At 43.9% G+C, this 736-nt stretch carries 1 protein-coding gene; it reads right to left on the reverse strand.

Translation table 11 applies throughout. The features are described 5' to 3' along the window. Positions 1-591, reverse strand: a 591-nt coding sequence (locus H6A32_RS15830; RefSeq protein WP_346342303.1) for a transposase, incomplete at its 3' end; no start/stop codon positions are given. Positions 592-736: the final 145 nt, after the last annotated feature.

Genomic DNA, 736 nt, shown 5'->3' on the forward strand with positions numbered 1-736 from the left:
CTCAATGACGGTGTTATTGGAGATCTTTTTATGCTTTGTTAGTTTCCGTTTCCTGTTTTCTTCGATGACTTTCCTGACTTTGTCCATGCCTTCGATCACGAACATATGGGCATCTCCGAGATCGTATTTGGGCCCATACCCGTTCTCGGAAAGAAACGCATTATACTTTGCATAAAGGGTATTTATGGTGTCCAGCAGGCCGGCAAGATGATAGTTGAGGCTGCCACGCCAGACGAACGTATATCTGTTTGCATTCGCCTCGATCTTTGTCCCATCGATGTAGAGCTCTTTCAGCGTAATAAGGCCTTCCTTTTTCAAGCGGCGCATGAACTGATAATTCAATTCATCCAGGACTTCTTCCGTCAACTTTTTCCCTTTAAAATCGTAAAAAACATCCCTCTTGGGTTTCTGTCCTCTGGTCAGCCAGATGAAGGCGAGGTCTCGGTGACACAGGTCGACAATCCGATCAACAGCCCTGACTCCGCGCATGTTTGCATAGGTAACAACAGCATACAGCATGATTGGGTTAAACCCGGTTCTTCCCTGATCTGAATAACAGGCCAGCAGGCCTGAAAAATCCAACTCCTCCATCACGTTTTTTAGGGTATAGACTGGATCGTCATCGGGTAAACTCAATTCGAAGAAACTGAAGTTAATTTTTTGTTGCCCAATTTCAAAAAAATCGTTATAATAATCTTGTTTTAGCATAGTTCCATTATAACATGGAACGGAGAGG

This window comes from Drancourtella massiliensis (assembly GCF_016900655.1).
GTDB lineage: Bacteria > Bacillota > Clostridia > Lachnospirales > Lachnospiraceae > Sellimonas > Sellimonas catena.